General features: G+C 72.7%; 17 protein-coding genes and 1 riboswitch. Of the genes, 7 read left to right on the plus strand and 10 right to left on the minus strand.

Annotated elements, in window-relative coordinates:
• Positions 1-42: 42 nt before the first annotated feature.
• Positions 43-2,499: a GH36-type glycosyl hydrolase domain-containing protein gene (locus H9652_RS06775; protein WP_191795565.1), complete on the minus strand. Its 2,457-nt coding sequence runs from the start codon at positions 2,497-2,499 to the stop codon at positions 43-45.
• 58 nt (positions 2,500-2,557) lie between these two features.
• Positions 2,558-4,780 carry an NTP transferase domain-containing protein gene (locus H9652_RS06780; protein WP_191795566.1) on the minus strand — a complete coding sequence of 741 codons (2,223 nt, stop codon included), beginning with the start codon at positions 4,778-4,780 and terminating at the stop codon, positions 2,558-2,560.
• A gap of 293 nt (positions 4,781-5,073) precedes the next feature.
• On the opposite strand from H9652_RS06780, the gene H9652_RS06785 reads away from it, so the two are divergent.
• The 3 genes from H9652_RS06785 to H9652_RS06795 all read left to right on the plus strand — a co-directional run bounded on the left by H9652_RS06785 (position 5,074) and on the right by H9652_RS06795 (position 8,784).
• Positions 5,074-5,679 (plus strand): DUF4190 domain-containing protein, encoded by a 606-nt coding sequence (locus H9652_RS06785; protein ID WP_191795567.1) that lies wholly within the window; start codon positions 5,074-5,076, stop codon positions 5,677-5,679.
• Positions 5,676-6,335 carry a DUF4190 domain-containing protein gene (locus H9652_RS06790; protein WP_318244014.1) on the plus strand — a complete coding sequence of 220 codons (660 nt, stop codon included), beginning with the start codon at positions 5,676-5,678 and terminating at the stop codon, positions 6,333-6,335. Before H9652_RS06785 ends, H9652_RS06790 begins: the two co-directional genes overlap by 4 nt.
• A 124-nt stretch (positions 6,336-6,459) precedes the next feature.
• The gene (locus tag H9652_RS06795) at positions 6,460-8,784 is read left to right on the plus strand and encodes a glycoside hydrolase family 3 C-terminal domain-containing protein (RefSeq protein ID WP_191795568.1); all 2,325 of its coding nucleotides are present in this window, start codon (positions 6,460-6,462) and stop codon (positions 8,782-8,784) included.
• A gap of 76 nt (positions 8,785-8,860) precedes the next feature.
• Here H9652_RS06795 and H9652_RS06800 read toward each other — a convergent pair whose 3' ends face one another.
• Complete coding sequence (locus H9652_RS06800; RefSeq protein WP_191795569.1) at positions 8,861-9,616, minus strand: TetR/AcrR family transcriptional regulator; 756 nt, start codon at positions 9,614-9,616, stop codon at positions 8,861-8,863.
• A gap of 430 nt (positions 9,617-10,046) precedes the next feature.
• On the opposite strand from H9652_RS06800, the gene H9652_RS06805 reads away from it, so the two are divergent.
• The 4 genes from H9652_RS06805 to H9652_RS06820 all read left to right on the plus strand — a co-directional run bounded on the left by H9652_RS06805 (position 10,047) and on the right by H9652_RS06820 (position 13,846).
• Entirely contained in the window at positions 10,047-10,760 is a 714-nt protein-coding gene (locus tag H9652_RS06805) for an ABC transporter ATP-binding protein (protein WP_191795570.1), read from the plus strand.
• Positions 10,760-11,653 carry a hypothetical protein gene (locus tag H9652_RS06810; RefSeq protein WP_191795571.1) on the plus strand — a complete coding sequence of 298 codons (894 nt, stop codon included), beginning with the start codon at positions 10,760-10,762 and terminating at the stop codon, positions 11,651-11,653. The genes H9652_RS06805 and H9652_RS06810 overlap by 1 nt, the downstream gene beginning before the upstream one ends.
• A 91-nt stretch (positions 11,654-11,744) precedes the next feature.
• Complete coding sequence (locus tag H9652_RS20245) at positions 11,745-13,172, plus strand: sensor histidine kinase (RefSeq protein ID WP_191795572.1); 1,428 nt, start codon at positions 11,745-11,747, stop codon at positions 13,170-13,172.
• Positions 13,169-13,846 carry a response regulator gene (locus tag H9652_RS06820; protein WP_191795573.1) on the plus strand — a complete coding sequence of 226 codons (678 nt, stop codon included), beginning with the start codon at positions 13,169-13,171 and terminating at the stop codon, positions 13,844-13,846. Before H9652_RS20245 ends, H9652_RS06820 begins: the two co-directional genes overlap by 4 nt.
• A gap of 51 nt (positions 13,847-13,897) precedes the next feature.
• Here the strand turns inward: H9652_RS06820 and thiC are convergent, their stop codons facing one another.
• From thiC to H9652_RS06855, 7 genes are all read right to left on the minus strand, one after another.
• On the minus strand, positions 13,898-15,574 hold the full coding sequence (gene thiC / locus H9652_RS06825; protein ID WP_191795574.1) for a phosphomethylpyrimidine synthase ThiC: 1,677 nt from the start codon (positions 15,572-15,574) through the stop codon (positions 13,898-13,900).
• Positions 15,567-15,676: riboswitch (TPP riboswitch) on the minus strand. (Overlaps the previous gene by 8 nt.)
• Positions 15,677-15,792: 116 nt before the next feature.
• Positions 15,793-17,076 (minus strand): hypothetical protein, encoded by a 1,284-nt coding sequence (locus H9652_RS06830; RefSeq protein ID WP_191795575.1) that lies wholly within the window; start codon positions 17,074-17,076, stop codon positions 15,793-15,795.
• Positions 17,073-17,708, minus strand: a complete 636-nt coding sequence (locus H9652_RS06835) for an ABC transporter ATP-binding protein (RefSeq protein WP_318244015.1) — start codon at positions 17,706-17,708, stop codon at positions 17,073-17,075. The genes H9652_RS06830 and H9652_RS06835 overlap by 4 nt, the downstream gene beginning before the upstream one ends.
• Positions 17,699-18,778, minus strand: a complete 1,080-nt coding sequence (locus H9652_RS06840) for a peptidoglycan-binding domain-containing protein (protein ID WP_191795576.1) — start codon at positions 18,776-18,778, stop codon at positions 17,699-17,701. Before H9652_RS06840 ends, H9652_RS06835 begins: the two co-directional genes overlap by 10 nt.
• Before the next feature lie 74 nt (positions 18,779-18,852).
• Positions 18,853-19,359 carry a hypothetical protein gene (locus H9652_RS06845; RefSeq protein WP_191795577.1) on the minus strand — a complete coding sequence of 169 codons (507 nt, stop codon included), beginning with the start codon at positions 19,357-19,359 and terminating at the stop codon, positions 18,853-18,855.
• A 348-nt stretch (positions 19,360-19,707) separates the two neighbouring features.
• Positions 19,708-20,691, minus strand: a complete 984-nt coding sequence (locus H9652_RS06850) for a diacylglycerol/lipid kinase family protein (protein ID WP_191795578.1) — start codon at positions 20,689-20,691, stop codon at positions 19,708-19,710.
• 67 nt (positions 20,692-20,758) lie between these two features.
• On the minus strand, positions 20,759-21,862 hold the full coding sequence (locus H9652_RS06855) for a CAP domain-containing protein (RefSeq protein ID WP_191795579.1): 1,104 nt from the start codon (positions 21,860-21,862) through the stop codon (positions 20,759-20,761).
• Positions 21,863-22,104 lie beyond the last annotated feature (242 nt).

Here is a 22,104-nt window from a genome sequence, read left to right on the forward strand (position 1 = left end):
CCCCAGAACGACCCCGACCTCGTGCTCGGCACCCGCGGTGCGCTAGCCCAGCGTCACGACGACCTTGACCTCGGAGCCCTCCGGCTGCACCGGGATCGGCTGCGTCGGGTCGAGCTCGACACCGTCGAGCGTCACGGACCTCACGCCCTTCGACACGTGGTCGGGGTTGCGGACCTCGATCTCGTAGACCGCGCCACGCCACTCACGGCGCACCTCGAAGCCGTCCCAGTCCTTGGGGATCGACGGGTCGACGACCAGGCCGTCGAGGGCCAGGCGCACACCGAGGATGTACTTCGTCGCGGCCGTGTACATCCAGCCCGCCGTACCCGTGAGCCACGGGTTCTGCGCCTTGCCGAACCACTCGTGGTCACGGCCGTACAGGAACTGCACGTAGGCGTAGGGCTCGGCCCCGCGGACCTCGATGTTGTCGTTCTGGTTGTACGGCAGGATCGCGTCGTAGAACTGCACGGCCTCGTCGCCGCGGCCCAGCATGGCCTCGGCGATGATGGGCCACGCGTTCGGGTGCGAGAAGATCGCCGCGTTCTCCTTGATGCCCGGGTACACGCGCGTCACGAAGCCGACCGTGTCGTCGATCTTGGTGAACGCCGGCCAGTTCAGGTGGTTGCCGTACTCCGAGCCCAGGAGCTCGCGCACCGAGTCCATCGACGCCTCGCCACGCTCCTGCGTCGTGATGCCCGCGATGACGGGCCACGCCTGGTGCTCGAGGAAGATCTTGCCCTCGTCGTTGTCGTTCGAGCCGATCTTCACGCCGTCGCGCGTGTAGCCACGGATCCACCAGGCGCCGTCCCAGAGCTGGGTGTCGGCGACCTTCGCGATGCGCTCGAGCTCGGCCTCGTACTTGGCGACGTCGGCGGCCGCGCTCTCGTCCCCGGCGGCCGCACGGTGCCGTGCGACCTCGAGGAACGCCTGGATGGCCCACGCGTGCAGGAACGTGACCAGCGAGGTCTCTCCCCCGCCCAGGTTCAGGCAGTCGTTCCAGTCCGCGCGCAGGCCCAGGGCCACGCCGTTCTGGCCGATCTGCTCGCTCGAGAAGTCGAGCGCACGCGTGAGGTGCTCGTACACCGTGGCGGGAGTGCCCTCGGCGAACGGGATCACCTCGTCGAGGAACTCCAGGCGACCGGTCTCCTTGACGAACTCGACGACCGACGGCACGAGCCACAGGTGGTCGTCCGAGCACGTGTCCTCGAGCCCGTGGATGAGGTCCTTGGGGTCGGGCGTCGGGACGATCGTCGGCGACGGCACGTCGGGCAGCTTGGGCGCGTCCGGGTCGAACGCCTTGGGCTCGAACAGGTGCAGGCCGTAGCCGGCCTCCGTCTGGGCCCGCAGGAGCTCGACGATGCGCTGGTGCGTCTTGGTCGGGTTGGTGTGGATGACGCTCATGACGTCCTGGGCCGTGTCGCGGAAGCCCAGGCCGCTGCGGCCGCCGACCTCGACGAACGACGCGAAGCGCGACCACACGACACAGGTCTCCGCCTGGAGCAGCGTCCACGAGTTGATCATGGTGTTCATGCCCTCGTGGGGCGTGCGGATGCGGAGCTTGTCCTGCTTGGCCTTCCAGTACGCGGCCAGGCGTGCACGCTCGGCGTCGACGGTCGCGACGTCCGCGTACTTCGCCTGCATCGCACGGCCGGCCTCGGCCCGCGAGCCGTAGCCGAGCATGTAGACGAGGCGCTTGGTCTCACCCGGCTGCAGCGTGATCTTGTGCTGGAGCGAGCCGCAGTGGTTCTGCGTCGTCGCGCTCTCGTTCGAGCCGTGCCCGCGCTCGATCGCGATCGGGTTGGCCTCCGAGCGGTACGCACCGATGAAGTTGTCGCGCAGCGAGTCGTACGACGACGGCGTCTCGCTCGACGCGAAGTAGTGGAACGTCCACGGCTCGTAGTAGGCGTCGTACTCGATGATGCCGTCCTCGTAGGACGACCCCGTCGAGTAGAGCGACATCTGCAGGTTCTGGTTGTCGATCGTGATCGTGTGGAAGGAGAACTCCACGTACGACCCGGCGGTCAGCTCACGGACCTCGTCGGTCGTGTTCGTCAGGCGCACGTCCCAGATCTCGACGTCGTCGTCCAGCGGGATGAAGATCGTCTGCTGGGCGTCGATGCCCTTGTACCGGGCCTCGAACGTCGAGTAGCTCAGGCCGTGGCGCGTCGTCCAGCGACCGGCACCGCCCGCAGGGTCGATCGGGTCACCGTCGGCCGCGAGCGGCTTGCCCACGGGCTGCCACGACACCGACCAGAAGTCGCCGTCGGCCTCGTCGCGCAGGTACACGTAGTGCCCCGGGCGGTCGAGGGGGACACCGTTCTGGCGGAACCGCGAGATGCGGCCGGTCTGCGCCGACTTGTAGTACGAGTAGCCGCCGCCGTTGTGCGAGAGCACGGTGCAGAAGTCCTTGGTGCCCAGGTAGTTCGTCCACGAGACGGGGACGTCTGGGCGCTCGATGACGTACTCGTCACGAGCGGTGTCGAAGTGGCCGTAGCGCATCGTCGGGTCGGTTCCTGTCGGTGAGAGGTGCGGGTGGGTGGGGTGCGAGGGCTCGGGCTCAGACGCCCGCGGTGACGAAGCCCTTGAGCCAGTCGAGCAGCTCGGCGGCCTTCTCGGGCGAGTCCGCCTCGACGAACATGCGCAGGACGGGCTCGGTCCCGGAGAACCGCAGGAGCGCCCAGTTGTCGTTCTCGAGGACGATCTTGGTGCCGTCGAGGTGGGAGATGCTCACGACCGGGTAGGGGCCGATGTGCGTGAGGGGGTCCGCCTCCAGTCGGCGCGGCACGGCGATCCGCATCTCCGGCGTGGAGTCCACGCCGGCCTCGAGCGTGTAGAGGCGCCCAGTGATCTCGTAGATCATCTCGCGCAGCTCGGAGATCTTCTTGCCCGTGCGGGCCAGCATCTCCACGACCAGGGCGCACGCGAAGATGCCGTCCTTGCCGAGGATCCAGCCGCGGACCGTGAGGCCGCCCGAGGACTCGCCACCGAGGACGGCGCCGATCTCCTCCATGCCGGCCGTGACGTGCTTGAACCCGACCTTGACCTCGCGGGACTCCTCGCCGAAGTGCGCGGCGAGCCGGTCCAGCAGGTGCGTCGTGGCCAGGTTGCGCACGACGCCGCCCTTCTCGCCGCGGAACTCGTGCAGGTACCAGTACAGGAGGAGCAGGAGGTCGTTGGTCGAGATGTACTCGCCCGTCTCGTCGACGATCCCGATGCGGTCCGAGTCGCCGTCGGTCGCCATGCCCAGGTCGTAGCGACCACCGCCCTGCTGGATCATCGAGATCAGGGTGGACAGGCGTTGGAGGTCCGGAGCAGGGGCGATGCCGCCGAACAGCGGGTTGTGCGACGCGTGGATGAACTCCGAGCGCACGCGCATGTCGTTGAGGATCGTGCCGAGCGTGAGCTGGCTCGTGCCGTACATGGGGTCGACGATCACGCGCAGGTCGGAGCCACGGACGGCGTCGACGTCGACGATCTTCTCGATCGCGTCGACGTAGGGCTCGGTGAGGACCCTGTCCACGACGAGACCGGCCTTGCGGGCGACCGCGAGGTCGAGCGTGATGACGTCGTCGACGCTGAGCGCGTTGGCCTCGTCCTGGTAGCGGTCGGTCTCGTCGTCGAGGGGCAGCGAGCCGTCCTGGCGGAACACCTTCATGCCGTTCCACTCGGGCGGGTTGTGGCTCGACGTGACGATGATGCCGTACGCGGCGCCGAGGTACGGGGCGGCGAAGGTCACGAGCGGCGTGGGGACGTCGTCGGGCAGGAGGGTGACCGGGATGTTGTTGCCCGCGAAGACCTCGGCGGCCGCGACAGCGGACTCGCGGGACAGGAACCGGCGGTCTCCGCCGATGACGACGCCCAGGCCGTCGATGCCCTTGCGGACCGTCTCGTTCGCGATCGCCTGGCACAGACGACGCACGTTGGCGAGCGTGTAGCCCTCGCCGATGATGGCGCGCCAGCCGCCCGTGCCGAACACGATCTTCGTGTCGGTGTTCTTCTTGGGCATGAACAGGCGCTTGAGGAGGATGTCCGCGGCCTCCTGCAGCTCCTCGGCGGTGTTGATGCCCCGGACCTCGTCGGTGTCGTAGATGCGGTACGACGAGATGCTCTTGTGCTTGCCGATGACGCGGCGCGCGAGCTCGGTGAGCCGGTGCTCGCCCTCGGCGAGCATGACCTCGAGCTCGGTGAACAGCAGGCTCGGGGGCGCGACGTAGGCGCCCACGTTGACCTCGATGGGCTCCCCGTCGGCGTGCGCGTCGGCAGGCCGGTCCTCCTCCTCGAGGATCGCGGTGATCTCGCCGTCGTGGCGGACGATGCGCCCGTAGGTGGGCAGGTCCTCGGTCACGACGGCCGCGAGCAGCGACAGGTCCGCGCCCTTGAGCGTGTGGCGGGTCAGGAGCCCCAGCAGGGACTCGGAGCGCAGGAGCGGGGTGTCGGCGTAGGCCACGAGGACCTCGCTCGGGGTCGTCCCGAGCTCCTCGACCGCGGCGCGGGCCGCGAGCACGGCGCCACCCGTCCCCGGCAGGTCCCGCTGCTCGACGTACCGGAGCCCTTCGCCCAGCAGACCTCGGACGGTCGTGTCGCCGGGGGCCACGACGACCACGATGTGGTCGTCCGCGATGATCTTGCGGACGTTCGCGACCGCGAGCTGGACGACCGTCGCGTCGCCGAGCGGGCGCGTGATGAGCTCGCGCGAGGCGTCGTCGTGACCTGCGGCGAGGACCACCGCCGCTCGATCGTTCGTGGTGGCGGAAACCTGTGCGGCCTGTGGCAGGGTCATGACGTCCTCACTGCTCGGTGATGCGTCGTGCGCGGCCCGTGCAGACCGCGCTCGGTAGGGCACCGGAGAGCCGAGCGAAAAAAGCACGACTCCTTCCAAATCCCTCGCACGAGGGACCGCGGATGCCCGGTACCACCACCGATCATAGACGCGACGACGGGCGTCACGAAGGCCCTCGGGGGCTTTGGGGTGGAATCCTCACAAAATATTCGTCCACAGTCGTGGTGCGTCCCGGTCGCCATGCCCCGTGGGGACTCTCGGCGAGGGTGGCACGTCATGGCTACGGTTCTCCCATGACGTCACCTCCGCCGCAGGGCGCGGACTCCCCGGACCAGGATCCGTTCTCTCCACCGGCCCCTCCGTACTCGCCCGGTGGAGCGTCGCGCCAGCCCCCGCTCGTGCCCTACCGCCCTCCGACCGGGGCGGACGACGCCCCCGCCCCGGCGGACCCGTACGCGCCCCCCGCCACGGGGTCCGCGGCGGCGCCCTCGACGCCCGGCCACCCGGCCCCCGGCCCGTACGGCGCGCCCGGGACCCCTGTCTACGGGACCGCTCCGGGGGCGTACGGACCCGGCCAGACGGCTGGCTACGGCCCCGGCTACCCGCCCGGGTACGGCCCTCAGCCGGGCTGGCAGCCCACGCCCTCGTGGGACGCCTCGTTCGCTCCTCCGCCCCGGCAGAACGGCCTGGCGCTCGCGTCGATGATCACCTCGCTCGCGGGCCTGCTCCTCTGCATGGTGCCCGGGATCGTCGGGCTGGTCCTCGGCATCGTGGCGCTGCAGCAGATCGGGCGCGACGGGACGACCGGGAGGGGGTTCGCGATCACGGGCATCGCGGTGGGCGCGGTCGGCACGGCCTTCGTGGTGCTCTGGATCTTCGCGATGGTGGGGACCTGGTGAGCACCCCGCCCTCCCCTCACGGGTACGACCAGGACGTCTACTACGCGCCCGGCTGGCAGCCCGCTCGTCCGCGGACCGAGCCGCTGGCCGTCGCGGCCCTTCCGACCGGGCTGCTGCTCGGCCCCGTCGGCGTGGGGGTCGGGGCTGCGGCCCTCGCACGCATCCGGCGTGACGGCACGAGGGGCACGGGCCTCGCCTGGGCGGGCATCGCCCTGGGGATCGCGGTGACGCTGACGGCGATCGCCGTCGTGGTCGCCCTGCTCGTCGGTGACGCCGCGACGCGGCCGCTGCCTGCCGAGGTGAGCGAGCCACGGTCCGCGCACGCGCGGCAGCTCGTCCTGGGGAGCTGCCTGGCCGAGCTGCCCGACGACGGCGAGGTCTCCACGGTCCAGGTCGTCCCGTGCGCGGAACCGCACGAGGCCCAGGTCGTCGCGAGGACCGACTTCGCCGCGGACGCGGCGTGGCCGGGGCAGGACGTGACGGACGCCCGGGTGTCCCGGGTGTGCACGCCCGCGGTGCTGTCGGGAGACGCCCCTGCGGACGGCCTCGAGCTGGTCGTGTGGTCGCCGTCGGAGGCGTCCTGGGCGCAGGGCGACCGGACCGGGTTGTGCGTGGCGAGCACCGCGGCACTCACGGAAGGCTCGCTGATCGACTGATCGCGTCCCGTACGGAGGGCGGGTCCTCCACGGTCACCGACACCTACCGCTTGGTAGGTTTCTGCGCTAGCCTCGACGGACAAGCAGAGCGGCTTGTCCGCCGAACCCGTGAGGAAGTGCATCCGTGACCTTCGAGACCACCGCCCCCCAGACCTCTGCGCGCACCGCCGGCCCGCTCGACGTCGAGCGGCTCGTCCAGGAGCTCACGCTCGAGGAGAAGGCGTCGCTGACGTCGGGGCTGGACTTCTGGCACACGCAGCCCGTCGAGCGCGCGGGTGCCGAGGTTCCTGCGGTCATGGTCACCGACGGCCCGCACGGCCTGCGCAAGCAGAGCGGGGCCTCGGACCACCTGGGCCTCGCGAACTCGGTCCCCGCGACGTGCTTCCCCACGGCCGCCGCTCTCGGTTCCACGTGGAACGTCGACCTGCTCGACCGCGTCGGGAAGGCGCTCGGTCGCGAGACCCGCGCCAACGACGTCGCCGTGCTCCTCGGCCCCGGCATCAACATCAAGCGCTCCCCGCTCTGCGGCCGCAACTTCGAGTACTTCTCCGAGGACCCCGTGGTCTCGGGGGACCTGGGCGCCGCGCTGATCCGGGGCATCCAGAGCCAGGGCGTGGGCACCTCGCTCAAGCACTTCGCGGCCAACAACCAGGAGACCGACCGCATGCGCGTCTCCGCCGACGTCGACGAGCGCACGCTGCGCGAGATCTACCTGACGGGCTTCGAGCGGGCGGTGAAGAAGGCCTCGCCGTGGACCGTCATGTGCTCGTACAACAAGATCAACGGGACGTACGCGTCGCAGGACCACTGGCTGCTCACCGAGGTCCTGCGTGACGAGTGGGGCTACGACGGCGTCGTGGTCTCCGACTGGGGAGCAGTCTCGGACCGCGTCGCCGCGCTCGCCGCCGGTCTCGACCTCGAGATGCCCGCCACGGGCGGCCGCACCGACGCGCAGGTCGTCGCCGCGGTCCGCGCCGGCGAGCTCGACGAGGCGATCCTCGACCAGGCGGTCCGCCGCCATCTCACGCTCCTGAACCGCGCCCTGCCCGCGCTCGCCGAGCCCGGCGCTTTCGACGTGGCCGAGCACCACGCCCTCGCCCGCGAGGCCGCCGCCGAGGGTGCGGTCCTCCTGCGCAACGAGCCCGTCGACGGCACGCCCGTCCTCCCCCTCGACCCGGCCGCCGCCGCGTCGCTCGCCGTCGTCGGCGAGTTCGCACGCACCCCGCGCTACCAGGGCGCCGGGTCGAGCCAGGTCCAGCCGACGCGCCTCGACGACGCCCTGACGGAGATCCGCGCGATCACCGGCACCGAGGTCCCGTTCGCAGCGGGCTTCGGCATCACGGCCGAGACGTCGGCGGCCGACGACGCCCTCCGCGCCGAGGCCGTCGAGCTGGCACGGGGCGCCGAGACCGTCGTCCTCTTCCTGGGCCTGCCCGCGAGCCACGAGTCCGAGGGCTTCGACCGCGACCACATGGACCTTCCCGCCGACCAGGTCGAGCTCCTGGAGGCCGTCGCGGAGGTCTGCGACCGGGTCGTCGTGGTCCTCGCGAACGGCTCGGCCGTCACGATCGCACCGTGGCAGCACCATGCCGCCGCGATCCTCGAGGGCTGGCTGGGCGGCCAGGCGGGCGGGGGCGCGATCGCGGACCTGCTGTTCGGCGTGCGCAACCCGTCGGGCAGGCTCACCGAGACCGTCCCGGTCCGGCTCGAGGACAACGCGTCCTACGGGAACTTCCCGGGCGAGCTCGGCCACGTCCGGTACGGAGAAGGCGTCCTGGTCGGGTACCGCTACTACGACGCCAAGCGCATGGACGTCGCCTTCCCGTTCGGCCACGGCCTGTCGTACACGACCTTCGGGTACGAGGACCTGACGGTCACGGTCTCGGGCGAAGGCCCGACGGCGTCGCTCACCGTGGACGTGACCGTCACCAACACGGGGGCCGTCGCGGGGGCGGAGGTCGTCCAGGTGTACCTGGGCGACCCGCAGGCCACGGTCGAGCGCCCCGAGCGTGAGCTCAAGGCGTTCGGGAAGGTCTCGCTCGCGCCGGGCGGGACGCGCACGCTCACGTTCGAGCTCGACGCGCGCGACCTGTCGTACTGGCACCCCGTGCTGCGACGCTGGGTCGTCGAGGGCGGCGAGTTCGTGGTGTCGGTGGGTGCCTCGTCCCGCGACCTGCGCGACTCGGTCACGGTCGACGTGGTCGGTGAGGACGTCACCCCGCCCCTGACCCCGTGGTCGACGCTGGGCGAGGCCCTGGCGCACCCCGTCGCCGGCGAGATCATCCGTGCCTCGATGGCCCAGGCCGGCGGTTCAGGGGCGATGCCTCTCGACGACGGCATGATGGCCATGGCGGCCGGGATGCCGCTGCGCGTCATCGCGAGCTTCGACGGCATGCTGTTCGACGAGGCACAGCTCGACCAGCTCGTCGCGGCGGCGAACGCTCGCTGACACGGCCGCCACGAGGGGGCGCCCCCGGATCGCTGGATCCGGGGGCCCCTCGTGCCGCGGTCGAGTCGTCGGGCGGTCAGCGCGAGGCGTCGCCACCGTCCGCGGGCTCCACGACGGGCTCGGTGGACCCGGCCGACGCGTCGGGCAGGATCAGCGACAGGTAGGACCGCAGACCGGCCGCCATGTCCACGGGTGGGCGCGGCCCGTTGCGCTCGAGCAGGAACTGCACCTGCAGCCCGTCCATGAGGGCGACGACCGCCCGGGCGGTCGAGGCGACGTCGACCCCGGGGCGCAGGCGCCCCGTGGCCGCGCGCTGGGCGAGCTCCTGACGACAGCGCAGGAGGACCCCGTCGTAGCGCCGCTGGAAGTAGTCGTGCGCGGGGTGGTCGGGGGCCGTGGCCTCGGCCGACAGGATGCAGAAGAGCTCGACGATCCCGGGGCGGGAGGCGTTGCGCTCGACGACGCGCACGAGGGCCTCGAAGTAGTCGAGCCCCTGCGCGAAGTCGGCCTCGAGCAGGGCGAAGTCCACGGCGTCGCGGTGCTCGAGGACGGCCTGGAGGAGCACCTCCTTGGTCGGGAAGTGGTGCAGCAGACCGGGGTGGGAGATCCCGACGCGCGAGGAGATCTCGCGGAGCGACGCCGAGTGGTAGCCGACCTCGCCGAACAGGCCCGTGGCCGCCTCGAGGATCTCGTCGCGCTTGGCGCGCCCCTTGGCGTAGCCGCGCGACGCGGTCCCGGCGGCGCCCGGTGTGTCGCGCCGGGCCGTCGTGCGCTGCGCCGTCGGTCCTGCGCTCGGGCGCGGCTGCGTGGTCTCTGACGTCGTGCTGGGCATGTGCCCTCCCCCGTGAGTGTGTCCGTGCCCGGTCCTGCGGTGCGTGCCGCGGTGAACCGGTCACGCGAGCCTAGCGCCGCGGACCGTCGACGGTGGGTCGTGTCCCACTGCGGCGGCCTTGCCTCGTGGTGCCATCCTCCCACCAAACCGACCGGGTGGTAACTTTCCCCCGTCGGGTGGTTGGTCCTGTCGTCCAGCGCGAGGTAGAACGCGCGGCGCCGAGGTAGAACGTGGCGTGCTCTACCTCGCGCAGCCGGTTCTACCTCGGCGCTTCGTGGGCGGAGGCGGCACCCAGCCGACACCCCCTCCACCGGAAGTCGCAAACCACCTTCCTCCCTCCGCCAGAAGCGCCCGCCACGGCCCGGAAGACAGGCTGGAGGCACGGCGCGCGGCACCCCGGCTGCGCGGCCGGAGGAGAAGGGATCCCCCGATGCCAGCCATCGAGATCGTGGGCCTGCGCAAGTCCTACGGGACGTTCGACGCCGTCCGCGACGTGAGCTTCGCCGTCGAGCCCGGGAGGGTCGTGGGGCTGCTCGGCCCGAACGGCGCGGGCAAGACGACCACGCTCGACGTCCTGCTGGGGCTCGCGTCCGCGAGCGCCGGGACCGCGACGATCCAGGGCAGCCCGTTCGCGGCGCTGGAGAAGCCTGCCTCGACCGTGGGCGCGCTGCTCGACGCGGGCGGCCTGCACCCGGGCCGCAGCGGCCGCGACCACCTGCGCGTCCTCGCGACCGCGGGCGGGATCGGGGGCCGGCGGGTCGACGAGGTGCTCGCGCTGGTCGGGATGGACCGCGCCGCCGACCGGCGGGTCAGGACGTACTCGCTCGGGATGCGCCAGCGCATCGGGCTGGCTGCGGCGCTCCTGGGCGACCCGCAGGTCCTGGTGCTCGACGAGCCCGCGAACGGCCTGGACCCCGCGGGCATGCGGTGGATGCGCGAGGTCCTGCGCTCGTTCGCGGACGGCGGCGGGGCGGTGCTGCTCGCGAGCCACGTCCTGGCCGAGATCACGCAGGTGGCCGACGACCTGGTCGTGATCGGCCAGGGCCAGGTCATCGCCGACGGCCCGCTCACGGACCTCGTCCGGGGCGAGTCCCTGGAGGACTTCTACCTGAACCTGACCGCCGAGACCGAAGGAGTGCGCTGATGTTCCGCGCCGAGCTGCTCAAGCTACGCACGACCCGCACGCCCTGGGCCCTGGGGGTCGTCGCCCTCGCGGGCATGGTCCTGGTCCAGGCCCTGACGATCGTCCTGCCGCGCGTCCTGTCGAGCCTCGAAGGTATGGGCGGCGGCGCCACCGTCGGTCTCCAGGCCTCGCCCGAGATGACGGCCGACCTCGCCCCGGACCTGGGCAGCCTCACGGACCTGGGGGCCGCCCCCGTGCAGCGGGCGATGCTGGACCTGCTGGGCAACGGCCCCGCGGGCTCGGGCTCCGCGGGGGTCTCGGTCATCTGCATGCTGCTGCTGGGCGTCCTCGCGGTCACGACGGACTTCCGCACGGGCGGCATCGTCCCCACGGCCCTGGTCGTCCCGTCGCGCCTGCGCGTCCTCGCGGGCAAGGCGGGTGCGACCGCGGTCGTCGCGCTCGTGATCGGCGCAGCTCTCGCGGTGCTCACGGCCCTAGGCCTTCTCGCGGCCGTGGCGTCGACACCGGGGGCGCAGCTCATGGTCGGCGCGGGTGACGTCCTGGGAGTGTGGGGGCGCGGGCTGCTGGTCCTCGTGCTGTTCGCCTGGCTCGGACTGGGCATCGGGACGCTGATCCGCGGGCAGGTCGCGGCGATCCTGGTCGTCGTGGGGCTCGTGGTGGTCGAGCCGTTGATCCAGGCCGCGGTCGTGCTGCTCTCGGGCGGCACGTCGAGCGCCGCGGCGTGGCTGCCCCTGGGCCTGGGGTCGCTCGCGTCGACCGGCCAGAGCGCGACGTCGGTCCTGGGCGGCCTCGCCCCCCTGGGCGTCGGGGTCGCGGTGCTGGGCCTGGCCGCCTGGGTCGCGGTCGCGCTCGGTTCGGGCGCGGTGACGTTCCGTCGCCGCGACCTCGTCTGACGCGTCGCTCGTCGGGCATCACGGGCACGTACCGTAGTGCCCGCCGGCGCCGCCCGCACCGCCCGCCCGACCGGACCTGAGAGGAACCCCCGTGCTCGACGCCCTGCACCGCCGGCTCGCCGCCGTCGGCATCCGTACCCCGACGGGCCGTGACGCCCTGCTGGGCGGGGTCGTCGCGGTCCTCACGGTCGGCTTCCTGCTGGTGATCGAGCGCGTCGCGCTGACGGACCTCGGCGTGGTCTTCGAGGGATCCCCCGACTCCCTGCGGTTCTCGACCGGTGGCCGGGTCGCGGCGATCGTGATCGTCGTCGCGCAGGCCATGGCGCTCACGCTGCGTCGCCGGGCACCGTTACTCACGCTCACGCTGGTCGTCGTGGGCCAGGTCGCGCTCGTACCGGTCCTTCCCGCCCTCGTCTCGTTCCAGGCCCCGGCGACGCTCGTCGCGGCCTACTCGGTCGGCGCGTACGCGCCGCGCCGCACAGCCCTGTGGGCGGCCGGGGCGGCCGCGGGCGTGCAGGTCCTGCTGGGCTTCGTGCTCGGCGGTCCGGTGCCGATCACCTCGGCGGGCCCCACACCGGTCGCGGTCCAGGTCTGGGGCGGCCTCGCCTCGGCCCTCCTGACGTACGTGGCCTCGGCGCTCGTGGGTGCGTACGTCGGCACGCGCCGCGAGCTGTTCGCCCAGCTCCAGGGGCGGGTCGCCCAGGCCGAGCGCGAGCGCGACATGCTCGCGGCGCAGGCCGTCCTGGAGGAGCGGGGCCGCATGGCGCGCGAGCTGCACGACGTCGCCGCCCACCACCTGTCGGGGATCGTCGTCCAGGCGGCCGCGGCCGAGCGCCTGGTCGACCGCGACCCCGAACGCGCCAAGGAGTCCATGCGCTGGATCCGCACCCAGGGACGCGAGACGCTCGACAACCTGCGCCTGGTCGTCGGCATCCTGCGCAGCTCGTCGCAGGCCGGTCCCGGCGAGCCCGGCGAGGAGGCACCGGCCGCACCGCAGCCCACGCTCGACGACGCGGGCGAGCTGCTCGACCTCGCGCGCAGCGCCGGTGCCGAGGTGCGCGACGTGCGGCTCGGCGAGCCGTTCGACCTGTCCCCCGCGGTCCAGCTCACGGTCTACCGCGTGCTCCAGGAGGCGCTGACCAACGCCCGCCGGCACGCGCCCGGGCGCGCGATCGAGGTCGTGACCGACCACCAGCGGGCCGCGCTCGTCGTCACGGTCACCAACCGGCTGCCCGTCGCGGCGATCGGCTCAGGGGGCAGGGCAGGGCCGTCCGGGCCGTCAGTGCCGGCGCCCGGCTCGCCCGCTATCCCGACCCCGCCCGGCCACGGCCTCATCGGCATGACCGAGCGAGCGACCCTCGTCGGCGGGACGCTCGACGCCGGTCCCGTCCCCGGTGACGGCTGGCGGGTCCGGCTCACGGTCCCGCGACCGGTGGACCCCGTGTCCGCCACCATCCCCGAGCGCTCGGCGACGTCCACGGACGAACCGGGCTCCGCCGTCGGGCAGGAGGCCCCATGACCCGAGTGGTGCTGGTCGACGACCAGGCCGTCGTCCGCGCAGGTTTCACCGTGATCCTCGAGAGCGAGGGCCTCGAGGTCGTGGGCGAGGCCTCCAACGGGGCCGACGCCGTGCGCGTCGCACGTCGCGAGCGCCCCGACGTCGTGTGCATGGACGTCCGCATGCCCGGCGGCGACGGCATCACGGCGACGCGCGCGCTCGCGGGTCCCGGCGTCGTCGAGCCGGTCCCGGTGCTCGTGGTGAGCACGTTCGACCTCGACGACTACGTGTTCGGCGCCCTGGAGGCCGGGGCGAGCGGGTTCCTCCTGAAGGACGCCGAGCCCGACGTCCTGGTCGACGCGGTGCGACGCGTGGCGTCGGGCGAGGGCCTCGTCGACCAGACGCTCACGCGGCGCGTGATCGACGAGTTCGCCCGACGGCGGTCCCCCGCCGCCCCCGACGAGGTCGCCTCGGGCCTGCTCACCTCGCGCGAGCACGACATCCTGGCGCTGCTGTGCCGGGGGCAGTCGAACGCCGAGATCGCGGCGACGCTCCACCTCGAGGCGAGCACCGTGAAGTCGCACCTGAGCCGCATCATGACCAAGACCGGCATGCGCGACCGCGTCCAGCTAGTGGTCTGGGCGTACGAGCGGGGAATCGCGGCGCCGTCGCACCAGGTGACGACGCCGAGGTAGACCCGTGTGCGCGAGGTAGACCTCCCGGAGGTCTACCTCGCGCACACGGGTCTACCTCGGCGTCACGGGGAGATACACCCGGCCGCCCGCGTCCGTGAACTCGCTCGACTTCTCCGCCATGCCGGCCTCGATCGCCTCGACCGACGTCAGGCCGTTCTTCTCGGCGTACTCCCGCACGTCCGCGGAGATCCGCATCGAGCAGAACTTGGGCCCGCACATCGAGCAGAAGTGCGCGGTCTTGGCGGGCTCGGCCGGCAGCGTCTCGTCGTGGAAGGCGCGGGCGGTGTCGGGGTCGAGCGAGAGCGCGAACTGGTCGTGCCAGCGGAACTCGAACCGGGCACGGGACAGCGCGTCGTCCCGCAGCTGCGCGCGCGGGTGCCCCTTGGCGAGGTCGGCCGAGTGCGCCGCGATCCTGTACGTGATGACACCCGTCTTGACGTCGTCACGGTCGGGCAGGCCCAGGTGCTCCTTGGGCGTGACGTAGCAGAGCATCGCGGTCCCGGCCTGGGCGATGATCGCGGCCCCGATCGCGGACGTGATGTGGTCGTAGGCGGGCGCGATGTCGGTCGCGAGGGGGCCGAGCGTGTAGAACGGCGCCTCCTCGCACAGCTCCTCCTCGAGGCGCACGTTCTCGACGATCTTGTGCATGGGGACGTGCCCCGGGCCCTCGATCATGACCTGCACGCCGTAGGACTTGGCGACCTTGGTCAGCTCGCCCAGCGTGCGCAGCTCGGCGAACTGGGCCGCGTCGTTGGCGTCCGCGATCGACCCCGGGCGCAAGCCGTCGCCCAGCGAGAACGTCACGTCGTAGTCGCGCAGGATCTCGCACAGCTCCGCGAAGTGCGTGTACAGGAACGACTCCTGGTGGTGCGCGAGGCACCACGCCGCCATGATCGAGCCGCCGCGCGACACGATGCCCGTGACACGGCGTGCGGTCAGCGGGACGTAGCGCAGCAGGACACCCGCGTGCACGGTCATGTAGTCGACGCCCTGCTCGGCCTGCTCGATCACGGTGTCGCGGTAGATCTCCCACGTGAGCCTCGCGGGGTCGCCCTTGACCTTCTCGAGCGCCTGGTACAGCGGCACCGTCCCCACGGGGATCGGGGAGTTGCGCAGCACCCACTCGCGGGTCTCGTGGATGTCCTTGCCCGTCGAGAGGTCCATGAGGGTGTCCGCACCCCAGCGGGCGGCCCACACCATCTTCTCGACCTCCTCCTCGATCGAGGAGGTCACGGCCGAGTTGCCGATGTTCGCGTTGATCTTCACGCCGAACGCCTTGCCGATGATCATGGGCTCGATCTCGGGGTGCTTGCGGTTGGCCGGGATCACGGCACGGCCCCGGGCCACCTCGTCCCGCACGAGCTCGACGTCCACGCCCTCGCGCGCCGCGACGAAGCGCATCTCGTCGGTGACGACCCCCGCGCGCGCCCAGGCGAGCTGCGTCCGGGCCCCGCCCGTGCCGTGCTCGGTCGGGACGGCGTCGGGCCGCAGCCACGACGCCCGCAGCGCGGGCAGCCCGCCCGCGAGGTCGAACGCCGCGGGGTCGTCCGACGCGGTGTACGGGCCCGAGGTGTCGTACAGGTCCAGGTGCTCGCCGTTGCTCAGGTGCACGCGACGCTCGGGGACGCGCAGGTGCTCGGCCCCCGGGACCTGGTGGTGGACCTTGGCGGACCCCGCGATGGGGCCGGTCGTGATGGTGTGCGCGGGCACAGCGGTCTCAGAGCTCATTGCTCTCTCTCCCTACGTCGGCATGATCCGAACAGGTTCGAACGGTCGGCGGCGCTGAGCCGCCCTCTCAGCTCGCTGCTGCGAGCTCCCGTGGGTGTGTGAAGTTGTGGGTCCTGCTGGTCGAAGCGGGTCGTGCGACGGTCACCGTAGCGCACGCTGCCCGACGGCGGCGCGACCGTCCCGCGATCGGCCCGTCTCCCTGCGGGTCCGGGCCGACGTCACCTCTCCTTGAAGTACTTGAACAGGTGCTTCTCGCGGGTCGAGAGAGCGCCGACCGTGGCCCCGACGAGCACCGCGCCGGCTCCCGCGAGGACGGTCCGCATCCCCAGGACCCAGGTGCTGACATGGTCGGCAGGAAGGCCGGCGTCGGCGGCCAGCCACCACAGCGCGGGGACGGCCACGATCCCGGCGACCCCGGTCCAGGCCGCGGTCTCGAGCAGCACCTGCCACGTCAGGGCTGCGCGCGGGACCCGGGCGTGCAGGGCCGCGGCGAGCTCGAGGCGGCGCAGGCGGATCGCGACGAAGCCCAGGGCGAGGCCCAGGACGATCGCGGCGACCGGAGCGGGCCTGGTCGGACGGTCGGCGAACTCGGCGCTCGCGTCGTACGTGGCGCCGAGCCGACCGTTGAGCTGCTTCTGGGTGGGTTGCGCCTCCGAGGACGGGTCGGCGACGAGGGCTGTCCGCAGGAGGGTCGCGGTCTCGGGGTCGACCGGCCAGATCTCGACCCAGCAGGAGTCGAACAGCCCTGTGGCGGGCACGGGGGCGACGGCTGCGTAGCCCAGGACACGGTCGCGTCCGTCGTCGGGGTAGGGGTAGACGGCGCCGACGCGCGCAGCACCGGTATCGGTCGCGACGCTGTCTCCCGGGGCGGCACCGAGCGCCTCTGCCAGGTCGGCGGACAACCACAGGCCGGAGCCTGCGACCTGGCCCCGGTCGAGCGCGGAGAGCAGCCCGGGGGTCGCTTCGTGGCCGGTGAGCTCGCTCGACGGGAAGTTGAGCGCCCGGAGCGGGCTGCCGATCCGCAGGGCACCGGCCGCGTTGATGCCGTCGACCGCGGCGAGGGCCTCGCAGCGTGCTCCGTCGACCTGACCGGCCGCCTCGAGGATCTGCACGCTCGCGCCCGCGTCGCGGTACTCGCGCGCGCCCTCGACGACGCCCACGACGGCGCGCACGTCGACAACGGCCAACGCCCCGACGACGACTACCAGCACCCCGGCGAGCAGGGCCGCGCGCGTGGTTCCGGTCGCGATGTTGCGCCACGCCTCGGAGATCACGGACCCGGCCCGCATGGCGCGCGCCCGCACGGGCGCGTCCCCCGGCCCGACGGCGCCGATCGCGTCCGCGCGCGGGTGCGCTCCGTCGTCGGGCGGGGGCGAGGTGCCTGGGGCTGTGACCGGTCCGCCGGGTGGTGCCGTGCCGGGCCCGGCCGGGCCGTCCGTTGGCGCCGCGAGGCCGGGGCGCGCTGCACCGTCGGGCACGGGGCCCTGCTCGGTGGCGGTCATGCCGCGTCCTGCGCGTGCTGGAAGTCTGCGAGGTCGATCACGCGGGTGCAGGCGTCGCGCGTGTGCGGGTCGTGCGTGGCGACCACGACGATCGAGTCGTCCTGCGCGATGCCCGCCAGGACCTCGTTGACGGTCGCGGCCGTACGCAGGTCGAGCTGCGCGGTGGGCTCGTCGACGAGCAGCAGGTCCGGGGCCAGGGCCACGGCGCGCGCGAGCATCAGGCGCTGGGCCTCACCGCCCGACAGCGCCCGGAACGGTCGGTCGGCGACCGGCGTCAGGTTGAAGCGCGCCATGATCTCCGCGGCCCGGTCCTCGGCGTCCCGGCGGCGCAGTCCCCGCGCGAGCAGCGGCAGCACCACGTGGTCCAGGGCCGCGCGGCGCGCGACGCCGTGCGGGTTCTGGAAGACCCACCCGGTGGTCGCGACCCCGACGCGCTCGACCTGCCCCTGCGTGGGGCGCTCCCAGCCAGCCACGATGCTCAGCAGCGTCGACTTGCCGCTGCCCGACGGGCCGACGAGCGCGACGACCTCGCCAGGGGTGATCTCCAGGTCCAGCCCGGTGAACAGCAAGCCCGTGCCGGGGAACGCGTGCCCCAGGCCTGCCCCGACCAGGCCCCTGCCCGCTACCGGCACGACTGCCCCACGTCCTGCGAGGTGAGCTCGACCTCGGTCGGCGCCGTGGCGGCGTCGAGACCGTCGAACGTGACGAGGGTCTGCCCCAGGCTCGACGCAACGACCGTCACGGGGTGGGCCGTGCCGTCGGCACGCACGCAACCCGCCGGGCCGTCGAGCGCGAACAGCGCCCCCGGCGGCACGACCGACACGTCGAGCGGCGACGCCAGGACGTACTCGAGCGGCAGCGGCTCCGCCCCCTCCGCGCGCTGCCAGCCGGCAAACTCCACGCTGCCGCGCACCGCCTCCAGGAAGGCCGGGTCCGTGACGACGCCCCCCTCCCCGACCTGCGCGCTCGCCTCGCCCAGACGCACCACCCGGTCACCGGGCGTGACGTTCGTGAGCGGGTCCGCGAGGCCGAGCGAGACCAACGTCCCGGCCGTCGTCGCGAACGCCTCGGCGGACGTCGCGCCGCCCACGGGCACCTCGCACGCCTCGATCGTGACCGACGGCGCAGGCAGCCACAGCACCGACGCAACCGGCAGATCACCGGTCGGCTTTGGCACACCCGCCGCCTTGAACAGCTTGGTCACGGCGACCTTGGTCGCATCGCCGTACGTCCCGTCCACGCGGACCGTGTGCCCGAGGCGAGCGAGCTCGACCTGCAGCGCCTTCACGTCGTCGCCCTTGGCCGTGGGAGCCAGGTCCCGCCACAACGGGATCGACGTCGCGAGCGCGAGAACTGGGCGGTCGTCGACCGTGACCGGGCTCGACCCCGACTCGATCACCGCCCCCGGGGCGCACACCGAACGCGTGACCTTGCCCTGGTCCGCGACGGACAACGTCCCCTCCTCCGCGACGACCGGGGTCACCTTGACCCGGCGCGAGTCGTCGAAGGCCTGCCGCGAGACCGGGACCGCCGCGGGCGGCGTCGCGCTCCGCACGCTCTGCGGCTCCGCCTGCGGCGCCAACGCCATCCCTGCCGTGACCCCCCCCGCGAGCAGCACGACCGCCGCGAGCGCTAGCGCACCTGTGCGGGCCCCTGCCGGGCGGGCGCCTCCGGTCCGGGCGGGACGTCGATCTCTGGCCACTGCTGCTCCTCAGGTGGTGCTGGTGGTGTTCGTGTCGTGGTGTGCGAGCGGCCACCGATGCGGACGGCGAGGCGTCAGTCGTGCGGATCCTGCTGACAGGCCGCCATCTCAGGTGGCAGCTCCTGTCCGGAGAGGTCGCCCTCGACCTCGTACTCGGTGCCGTCGTCCGCGGCCTTGAGCGTGATGGCGTACCGGGCGAGCTCCTGCGAGTACGCCTCCTTGTCGTATCCCTCGTCGCGGTGCCCGCCGCGGACCATGCAGTCGGCGATGGCCTGGTTGAAGTCAACGTTCTCCGGGTTTCGGCGCAGCTCCCAGTAGAGGAGGGAGATGGGACCCATGTCGAACTTCGCCCGACATTCCCTCTGCACCGCGTCGATCTGCGCGTTCATCGCGTCGAGCTCCTCCTGCGGGGAGTGCTCGGTCAGTCCCACGAGCTCGGTCGTGAACCCGCCCTCGTCCTCGACCTTGACGACGAGGCCCTGGTCCCTCATGCACTGGACCGAGGCGTCCTCGACCTGCTGGTACTCCGTCGCAGAGATGACGTCGTCCTCGAGGATCTTCCGCCCGGTCTCGGTGGTCACCTCGTTGCGAGCCTGGGCGAACTCTGCGGCAAAGGGATTGCGCACCTCAGCCTCTCCCGAACAACCAGTCACCAGGACTGCCACCAGGGCGAGCACCACCAGGGCCCCCTGCTCACGTCGTCGAACTGACCCCTGCATACGTCCCCCCATTGTTCGGCGACGGTGCCCGCTGCCCGCTGCCCGCTGCATTGAGCACGCACCAAAGCCCCCTGAGGTTCCCTCACGTCACTCCTTCGCGGCGCCGCTCACGCGCTCGTCGATCGCGTCCGCTCGTGCCGCCGACGGATCTCCTGGGTCAGGTCCTACGGTGCTGCGCAGAGAGGTTGAGGAAGACGCCTCAGCGGTGGATCAGCCTCCGGCCGGCGCTCCCTCTGCGATGTCCTCCGACGTGTCGGGCTGGTAGACGCACACCCACAGCGCCCCGGCGCGGACGCTGACCTCGAGCTTCTTGGACGGCTCGATCACGTCGCCGTCGAGCTGGCGCGGCTGCGGTCGGTCGGAGATCACGGAGATCCGCGACCCGCGCAGCACCTCCATGTTGGGCACGCGCTTGCGCTTGGCGACGACCCCGACGAGGAGCTGGACCCAGTGGCCCAGGTTGCGGGGCGCGATGATCGCGACGTCCATCTGCCCGTTGTCGGGCTCGGCGTCGGGGAGCAGGTGCACGCCACGCTGAAGCTTGCCGACGTTCCCGACGACCACGGTCCGTGCCCGACGGCGCAGCACCGGTCGGTCGTCGATCCGCACCTCGACCTTCATCTCGTCGTCCGCGAGGTGCTTGAACGCCGAGACGACGTACGCGATCGGGCCCGCCTTGGCCTTGAGCGCAGTGGGCGCGTCCTCCATCATCGCGGCGTCGAGCCCCATGCCCGCCATGACGGCGAAGGCCTGCCCGTCGACCTCGCCGACGTCGAGCGCGCGGCGTCCACGGTCGAGCGCGAGGCGGATGCCGTCCTCGGGCCGGGGCGGGATGCCGAGGTTGCCCGCGAGGAGGTTGCCCGTGCCGCCGGGGAGGACCGCGAGGGCGGCGTCGGTCCCGACGAGGCCCTCGATGCAGGCTCGCACCGTGCCGTCGCCGCCGCTCACGAACACGACCTCGGCGCCGTCCTCGACTGCCTGGCGGGCCTGTCCGGTGCCGGGGTCCTCGGCGGTCGTCTCGAGCCAGGCGGGGGCGGGCCATCCGGCGTCGGCGAGCTGGGTCTCGATGGTGCGGCGGAGCTCGTCGAGCCCTTCGACGCGGTTCGGGTTGACGATCACGGCCGAGCGGAGCGGCGCGTGGTCGAGGCGTTGCTGGGCGGCGGGCTCGGGCGCTTGTTCCTGGGACGGGTTCACACCTGAGTATGTCGCGCGCGGCACCGGCTCGCCCGCCAAAGGGACGACTCGGGCACTCCGGACGCGCTCAGTACCCGAACACCTGCACCCAGGTGTCGCCCGCGCGCCCCAGCCCCATGGTCGTGAAGTCGCAGTCGAGGATGTTCGCACGGTGCCCCTCCGACGCCATCCACGCGTCGACCACGGCCTGGGCGCTCTTCTGCCCGGCGGCGATGTTCTCGCCGCCGGGCCGTGCGTAGCCCTGGGCAATGACGCGGTCGCCGAACGTCCGCCCGTCGAGGCTCGTGTGGCTGAAGTACCCCTGCGCGACCATGTCCTGCGCATGCAGGGTCGCGGCGCGCCCGAGCTGCTCGTCGGCGCGCAGCGCGGGGCAGCCCGCGGCGGCGCGGTGCGCGTTGACGAGCGTGAGGGCGGCGGCCGTGTCGCCGGTGCTCGCGGCGTCTTCCCCGCCCGACGACGTCGCTCCCCCCGCGCTCCCGGTGGCACCCGGCGTCGTGGTCGGTTCGGCGAGCAGCGCGGCCCGGGTCTCGGGGCCGGCGACGCCGTCGGGCTCGAGACCGTTCGCGTCCTGGAACGTGCGCAGCGCGCGGTCGGTCCCGGGCCCGAACACACCGTCGGCCGAGACCGTGGCCCCGTGCACCTGGAGGCGCTCCTGGACCTGTTGGACCTCGGGCCCGGTCGCGCCCTGCTGGGGCGGCGCGGCGGGGGCCTCCGAGGCGGGCGCCGGGGCCTCGTCGACGGGAGGCTCCGGCGTGGGGTCCTCGTCGGTGGGCTGCTCGGCGGCGGCACCCCCGGGCTGCTGCGTGCCGTTCCCGGCGGTTCCGCTGCTGCCCGCCTCGGCGAGCAGCGGCTTGCGCTCGTCCGCGCTGCGGCTGGCGCGGTCGTCCCCCCGTCCGAGCGCGGTGTCCCAGCGGGCACCGATCGGTTCGAGGCCAGGTCCCTCGCCACCGAGCTCCTGCGTCGCCGGGACCACGAGCAGCCCGCCCACCAGGCCGAGGGTCACGACCGCCACCTGCGGCAGAGCACGAGGTCCGCGCGCCCTGTCGGTGGTCGAGCGCGCGTGCCGGACGGCCTCGGCGCGCCGCCGACGACGCTGCGCCCGGGACGGCGAGGCGGCAGCCTGCTCGGCGAGACGGCGCGCGGCGCGGGTCTGGGGAAGGTGGTCGGGCATCGGGGACTCCGGCGGCACGAGCGACCTTCCGTCGGTGGATGTGGGCTGATTGCCCAGTATGCCCCGGCACTGCGGGTGAAAACCAGACGCTCGGTAGGACCGGGCCCTCCACCGCGAGGTGAGCGGCGCCGGCGGGCCCGGGCGTGCGGGCCGACGGCGCCGCGCCCGCCTCGACCGACGGTCCAAGGGCTCGTCGGACGGACAGGGGCGCGTCCTGCGGTGGCGGGCCCGCGCGATGGGAG

It is taken from the genome of Oerskovia rustica, assembly GCF_014836555.1.
Taxonomy (GTDB): domain Bacteria; phylum Actinomycetota; class Actinomycetes; order Actinomycetales; family Cellulomonadaceae; genus Oerskovia; species Oerskovia rustica.